The sequence below is a fragment of the Ferruginibacter sp. genome, assembly GCF_014377975.1.
GTDB lineage: Bacteria > Bacteroidota > Bacteroidia > Chitinophagales > Chitinophagaceae > Ferruginibacter.
In genome coordinates, this window is the sequence record NZ_JACMOO010000088.1 from 1 (window position 1) to 7,603 (window position 7,603).

Below are 7,603 nucleotides of genomic sequence, written 5' to 3' on the forward strand. Positions count from 1 at the left end.
TACTCTGTCCGCTAAATGCGGCAGCTTCTGCATAAATCAATAGCACTTCAGCATATCTTAAAATGATTTGATTATATGGCTGATTACCATATAAGCCGCCTCTTTCTGCAATAGGCACATATAATTTTCTTGAATGGCGGCCTGATGTATGCTGGTTATTATATGCAGGAAAAATCCGGTTTTCACCTGCTACAGGTTGCCCTTCTTTTAAAATAGTATATCCCCTGCGGATTGTATCGCCTTCATTTTTAAATGCATTTTCAAGATTACTTGTTAACCCAAACCAGCCCCAGCCACCGTCACTGGTGGCCCACGTCATAGTAGTGGCTCTTGTGCCTGTACTAAATTTTGAGTCAGGCTGATAACCAATTTCAAATAATGATTCGTTGCTCCACGGGTTGCTTGGTTTCCATAAATCACCAAAGTTTGGTAAAAGGCTATACTTGCCCGATTGAATAACAAGATTGGCGGTAGCTTTTGCATTGGGATAATCTTCCATAAATAAATAGGCTTTTGCCAACATGCCCAATGCTGCTCCTTTAGAAGCCCTTCCTTTATCCTGTGCTGCATAAACATCTTTATCGGGCAATACAACCGCTGCGGCTTTTAAATCTAACACAATTTGTGCATACACATCTTTTGCAGACGAGCGTGGAATCAACTGGTCACTTGTAGGCAAATCTGTGTACAATACACAATCTCCATAATTCTTTACGAGCTCAAAATAATAATAAGCCCTTAAAAATTTAGCTTCTCCTACAATCCTTGCTTTTAGCGCATCAGTAATGGGGGCTTTAGCTATTACACTAATTGTATTGTTACAATTTCGTACTCCCTGGTATAGCACTTCGTACAGGTACCTTGCCCAAGAATTGTCTGCATTTAGCACATTTCCAAATGCCATAGTACCAATCTCTGTAGGTCTGTCCTGGTAATCGTTTCCACCCCAACCATCATCCGTTGAGCATTCCAGCATCTGACGTTGAAAAGGCCCGGAGTACCAGTCGGTGCCGTCTGCCAAAGCATAGCAACCATTAACCAGTGCAAGTGCGGCTGGTTCATCTTTAATGGTCCTTGCCTGATCTTGTATTCCATACAATTTTTTCTCAAAAAAATCTTTTTTGCAACTGCTTATGCAAACCATCACTGCTGTCACAACTAAGCAAGTTGTTGCAGTTTTTAAAAAATTATTTTTCATAAATTATTTTTTTATTTTTTTATGATTAAAGTCCAATAGCCAACCCAAGAGTGATTGTTTTTTTAACCGGGTACTGAGAAATATCTACACCATTTGCATTGATTGGCAAATCAGGATTATAAATCTCCGGATTGATACCAGGATAATTTGTAAACGTAAATAAATTTTGTGTGTTGATATAAATTCTTGCCCTCCTGATTCCTTTAATTAATTTTTCAGTAATGGTATAGCCCAACTGGATATTATTCAATCTGAAATAATCGCCTTTCTCCAAAAACCAGGAACTAAAGCGAAGTAAATCCGGTGTAGCACCATCCTGAACAAACCGGGGATATAAATTTGTAGACCCTTCGCCATTCCATGCTTTATTTAATGAACCGGCCAACACATTGGCACCAAGTGCACCCTGGTTCAGGAATTTTTTTGCAAACCATAATACTTTATGGCCAAATCTTCCATAACCAGAAACTGCTAAATCAAATCCTTTGTATTCTACTTTTAGGTTTAGCCCCAACTCTAGTTTAGGGTTTCTGCTGCCAAGATATACACGGTCTTTGTCATCCAATTTACCATCCCCATTTGTATCCTGGTATTTAAAATCTCCTGGCTTTGCATTTGGTTGAATCAGGTTGCCACTTTTATCTGTATAGGCATTTATTTCAGTTTGGTTTTGAAAAATATTTAGTACCTGATAGCCCCAGTATTTTCCTATCTCCTGTCCTATTTCAGATTTGGTATAAGGGCCTTGTAATTCTTCTGTAAGCCTATATGCACCCTGTGCGTCACCCAATACAGGATCTCCTGTTAAACCGTAGCTGTCAAGATAAGGTGTGTTTTGAGAAAGATTGGCCGACACATCGAATTTTAATTTATTCTTAGGTTTACTCTTATATCCAATCGTTGCTTCCCATCCTTTGTTTGAAATTTGACCTAGGTTTAATTTTTGGCCGCCGGGTATTCCTAATTCAGGCCTGCCGGTATAATCAGTAAACAATAAATCTTTGGCAGTTCTTTTATACAATTCACTATTTACATACAATTGATTGCCGAACCAGTAAGAATCAAACCCAATATTTTTGTCAATGTCCCTTTCCCATTTTAATTTAGGGTTCGCCGGCCTTGCAACAGTGTATATTGGATAACCTGTTCGGGGGTCACCAAATGTGGCAACATTTACGCTTCCATAAGAAGGGCTCAAAAAATTAAGATAAGCTGCCGGATCGTTCAATGAACTGTTTCCAATTTGTCCATAGCTGGCCCTAATTTTCAGGTAATTTAATTTTTTAAATGATTGCAGAAATTTTTCATTTGTGGCAATCCATCCAATTGATGCAGATGGAAAAACAGCATACTTACTTTCGTTATAAAACCTGGTTGAAACATCCCTTCTTAAAATTCCTTCTGCAAAATATTTTTCTTTGTAATTATAATTTACTCTGCCGAAGATAGCACCCCATGTATCCTGGTATTCATAACCTCCGGTGGAAATAAAATCGCCCTGCATGTAATTGAGGTAATAATAGTCGGAGTTTGTTGGGTCTTGACTTTTGTATCTTGCTGCCGAATTTCCAACACCAAATTCTTTTCTTGCTTCATACCCTGTTAACAAACCAAAGGTATGGTCTGCAGCTAAGGTATAGGTGTAATTGGCTGTCTGCGTCCATATCCAGTTAAATGAATGGCCTGAATTATTATAAGCGTTGTCAGATTTATTTAAAGTGGAAACATCTGCAGGGTCAAAGTTTCTATCAAGGTTTCCATTATTAAATCTGGGTGTATACCCGGCACTATAAGTTTGGGTAGTATTGATATTCATCTGGCTCCTCAGGTGCAGGTTTTTTATCGGCGACACATCAAGATAAGCAGAACCAATAATGCCAATAGCATAATTTTTATTAAACTTTCCTCTAGTTAAAGCTGCAATCGGATTCACATTTCTATCAATGCTTGTTTGGCTAAACTGGCTGTACTCATTGTATTGAGGTCTTGATACATAAATAGGTAAAGTAGGTTCTGTGCGTACCACAGGCATTAAGTCACCTCCTCCACCAGGATTTTCCCAGTTTTCAAAACGCGGGTTTAATGTAAAGCCTATTTTTAAGTAATTTTTTGGGGTAAAATCAAGGTTTAAACGAGCCAGTATTTTTTGCCAATAAGAATTGCCGACAGTAAAGTTACCATCAGTTTTTACATACCCGATGCTGCCAAAAGAACTAAGCTTATCAGTACCACCTGAAAAATTTAAATTGGCATTGATTTGATTGGCAGATTTTATGGTAGCATTCCACCAATCTGTGTTGGCAACATTAACAGGTGCTATATAAGCGGGGTTTCTTCTTTTTTGAATAGCAATATATTCATCTGCACCTGCCAGCTTCGGATTTTGATAAAAGGCGCTTCCGTACGATACATCTGCGTCCGTCTGAAACCTCCCTAACCTGCCTTTTTTTGTAGTGATAATAATTACGCCACCTGATGCGTCAGAACCATAAATCGCTGCGCCGGATGCATCTTTTAAAATGTCAATCGTTTCAATATCATTTAGGTTTACAAAGTTCAAACCCGTTCTTCCCAGGTTTACCCCGTCCATAATTACCAATGGGTCGGTACTGTTTTGTAAGGAAGTAAAGCCCCTGATTAATATTTTTTGCGTGGGAGGATTGCTGCCACCACTGTTGGTTACCTGCACACCCGAAGCCCTGCCTTGCAATACTGAACCAAGATTGGTGGAAGGCATACCTGTAAGGTCGCTTCCCTTAACGGAAGAAATTACACTGGTAACGGCGTTTCTTTTTGATTTGCCATATCCTTTATCAACAGATACTTCTACTTCTGTCAGTTGATTTTCTTGTGGCGACAACACAATTTCCATATTTGCTTTGGCGGGTATTTCTATTGTATAATAACCAACAGACGTAACCGTCAGCATAGTCCCGGCAGAAATTTTTGAAATGGAGAATCTTCCATCTGTTCCTGTTGAAGTTCCCTTTTTTGTTCCTTTTTGTAAAATGCTTACACCACTTATTGGGTCTCCAGTTATTGATTTTACAAGCCCCTTCACAGCGCTTTGCGCCCATGATACTGTGGTAACAGAACTGCATAAACAGATCAATAGCATTTTTTTCAAAATATTATTTTTCATAACTTTCATCGTTTTGGGTTAAATTATTATTTACGTTCAAATTTGCAGTTATTGAGATAGCTGTCAAAAGTTACTTTGTAGTTAACAGGTGTGGTTGAGATTGTGAATTCGGCATTTACACCTCCGCTAAATATGGTATTGTCAGGATCACCGGCGTTATCAAACCGCCAGAAATCTGTCCAGCCATTATTGGTGGTTAAGATAAACTGCGCAGTATTATAAGTGCTGCCAGGTGGTGTACCTAACTTGAGTATTTTAGTAAAGAGATATGGGTTTACAGGGTCTTTATCTAGTAGAATAATATCGGGCGAAGAATTTTGCCAGTTCATATTAGGATAATCATAAAAACCCCTACCTACAATAGCTACCTGTGCAAAAGCACCTGACGGATTTGGAGCAGGAAAAGCTGTTGTAGTGAAAGCAAGATTCAATGTATTAAATGAAATTTTGTAATAACCTATATTGGGTAACACAATCGGCAGAGCCTTTGTAAAATCTCCGGTTAATTTTGAGGGATTAACAGGGTCTTTTCCATACATAAATGGTTTTAGGGTTGTTTTACTTGGGATGAACCACACTTGTGAATTAGGCGCAGCCGAATAATAAGTAACTTCATAATTATAAGACGAAGTTTTTGTTGCAAGCATTGGCACACCAAATAAATCACTTGTTAGTTTTGAAGGGTCGGTGCTTTCTATCAGGTACATTTTTGGGAAATCTGAATTCAATAAAACTTTAAATTGGTTTGATGTTGCATTATTTCCGACGTTTGTTGCTGTTAATGTAATGCTATGTATTTTATTTGCTGCGGTATCAGGCATTTTAAATTTATACTTAACATGGTAGCTTTTAGGATTACCTGAATCTGCCAGAGAAACAACATTGTATAAATACCAGTCATCATACCGGAGAGTAAAAGATTTTAACCCAACATCGTCAGTAAGGTCTGCTTCCATAAAAAAATCAGCACCCAGTGAAGATATAATTACGTCATTGCTCATTACAATTTTGGGTGGGTTTGCGGCGCTTGGTATGCTGTCACTTTTTTTACAACTGCTGAGTATTGAAATAAATAAAACCAGACAAAGCATTGCGGAATTGAAAATATATTTTCTCATAAAATTAATTTAATAGTTATTGTTTTATTGCCTGCACAAGATTGGTTTGAGCATCAAACACAAAAAGATAAGTTACGGGCGTAGTTGTAATGGGTATTTCTGTATTTACACCACCATTGAAAACTGCTGATACTGGTGCTGTGCCATCATCAAACCGCCAAAAATCTGTCCATCCATTATTGGTGGTCATAATAAACTGGGCGGAACCATAGGTGCTGCCGGGAGGGGTTCCCAACTTAAGAGTCTTTGTAAAAAGAAAAGGATTTACAGGGTCTTTATCCAGTAAAATAATATCGGGTAAAGCATTCTGCCAGTTCATATTGGGATAATCATAAAACCCTCTGCCTACAAAAGCCACCTGTGCTGGTGCCGTACCTATTGGCGTGTATGGCTTCACGGTATAATTTAACAGTAACGTATTAATGGTGATTTTATAATAACCTGCTACCCCTAGCGTAACCGGTAAAGATTTAGTACCATCAGTTATTAATTTTAAAACATTGTTTGGGTCTGTGCCAATTGCTATAGGCGTAAAACTTGTTTTGTTTGGTATAAACCTTATTTTAACACCGGAAGTTTTTGCATAATAAATCATTTCAAAAGTGTGTGAGGCTATTTTATTCATTGGTGCCGGCACACCATATAAATTGCCTGCAAGGCTTGAAGCATTTGCAACATCTGATAAATAAACCTTATTAAAATTCAGATCCTGCAGGCCAATTTTAATTTCAGTAGAATTGGTGCCACCTTTTGCATCTGTAGCTTTTAAAGTTATAGAATGTATTTGCAATGCCGCATTGGTGGGAATAAGCAGCGGCTCGTTCACTGTAAAGTCATTACCAGACACAGGAATTGTTTTTGAAATATTCCATGGCTGGTAAATAATTTCAATTTTTTGTAAGCCGTCCGGCGATGAAACTTTAGCTTGTAAATTGATTGTTTTACCGGTACTGTCAATTATAAAATCAGACACGTTGGCAAAGGTGATTGATTGTGAGGGAGCTTTCAACACAAATACACCATCATTGTTTTTTTTGCATTGTACCATTATTATTGACACCAGCAAAAGACCCGTCAAAATGGGGAGCAATCGTTTTTTCATCATAGTAGTTTTTATAGTTTAAGAAATCATTGTTTTATTATCTTTTTCAAATTATTTTCATTCAGATTGGTTACGGGATTAAATTTGTTTTCCTCCATGTATTTCAGCAAACTATATTTCAATTGGGCAGCTACTGGCCGCTTTTCTAAATCATGCTGAATATCCATTGTGCATAAAAGTAATTTTCCTTTACCCACTTTAGCTTCAATAATGCTGGCCATATTTCGGTTCTTGAAAAAGTTATCTATGTCTCTTAACACAATAGCAGAAGGATTGATTCCTATGCTGTCTAAAACCAATGTTGTAGAATTTTTACACAAGTCCCACCATTGCCAGTTGGTAAATTCATCCGTAGGAAAATTGGCGAAAGCAGAATGAGCGGGATTAATCAACAACCCCATCGTACCAGGCTGATTAGGAAAATGAACAGGACTCCAAAACACCTGCACAAATTTTCCTTCTACTCCATTTATTTTTTCTTTACCAGGATTTAGTAAAACAGTTCTGCCTTCATTTAATGCATTGATTGCTGTTGTATAATCTGTCGTAAAAACTACCTCAGAATTTATTTTGGGTAATTTTTTTGGATACACCCAGATATTCCAATTGTTACTGTAATTAGTACTATCAATACTTACGGTGAGGGTTAACTTTTGTGCGGTTGAAATTTTATTTAGTACTGCAGTAATATTTCCAAGCGTAATTCCATTACCAATTCCTATGGTTGATGGGCCGAATTTTCCTTTTGCAATTACTTGTTTTGATTCAGTAGAAATTTGCCAGTTTACAGATGCCTTTTTAATGGAAGATGCACTAAAATTCGCCACTTCAACAGATGCTGTAAAAGTTTCATCATTAGTATAAGTAGCTTTTTCAAATCTTATCAGCGGAACCACCGGAGAGCAAAAATGTCTAAATTCGTTTGGAGTTATCAAACCTTTACTTTCCCAAAACGCATCCAGTATACCAACCAATGCAGTTCCCTGTCCAGGGAAATCATGCAAATCCAATAGTTGGAAACCACTGGCACCCCTTGTTTTCAA

General features: G+C 37.7%; 4 protein-coding genes and 1 pseudogene. All 5 read right to left on the reverse strand.

Annotated features, from left to right (window positions below):
• Window positions 1–1,198: RagB/SusD family nutrient uptake outer membrane protein (locus tag H7254_RS04950; RefSeq protein ID WP_301931935.1), on the reverse strand; the 1,198-nt coding region annotated here is incomplete at its 3' end.
• Window positions 1,199–1,223: 25 nt separating this feature from the next.
• A complete protein-coding gene (locus H7254_RS04955) occupies window positions 1,224–4,340 on the reverse strand; it encodes a SusC/RagA family TonB-linked outer membrane protein (protein ID WP_301931936.1) in 3,117 nt (1,038 codons plus the stop codon).
• Between the two features lie 26 nt (window positions 4,341–4,366).
• On the reverse strand, window positions 4,367–5,458 hold the full coding sequence (locus H7254_RS04960) for a hypothetical protein (protein ID WP_301931937.1): 1,092 nt from the start codon (window positions 5,456–5,458) through the stop codon (window positions 4,367–4,369).
• A gap of 16 nt (window positions 5,459–5,474) precedes the next feature.
• The gene (locus H7254_RS04965; protein ID WP_301931938.1) at window positions 5,475–6,563 is read right to left on the reverse strand and encodes a hypothetical protein; all 1,089 of its coding nucleotides are present in this window, start codon (window positions 6,561–6,563) and stop codon (window positions 5,475–5,477) included.
• 23 nt (window positions 6,564–6,586) lie between these two features.
• Window positions 6,587–7,603 (reverse strand): annotated as a pseudogene (locus H7254_RS04970) (glycoside hydrolase family 2); the annotation flags it as partial.

Excerpts from the sequence above, each read along its gene's own strand:
- H7254_RS04955 (WP_301931936.1), bottom strand. The coding sequence starts at position 4,340 with ATGAAAAATAATATTTTGAAAAAAATGCTATTGATCTGTTTATGCAGT.
- H7254_RS04960 (WP_301931937.1), bottom strand. The coding sequence starts at position 5,458 with ATGAGAAAATATATTTTCAATTCCGCAATGCTTTGTCTGGTTTTATTT.
- H7254_RS04965 (WP_301931938.1), bottom strand. The coding sequence starts at position 6,563 with ATGATGAAAAAACGATTGCTCCCCATTTTGACGGGTCTTTTGCTGGTG.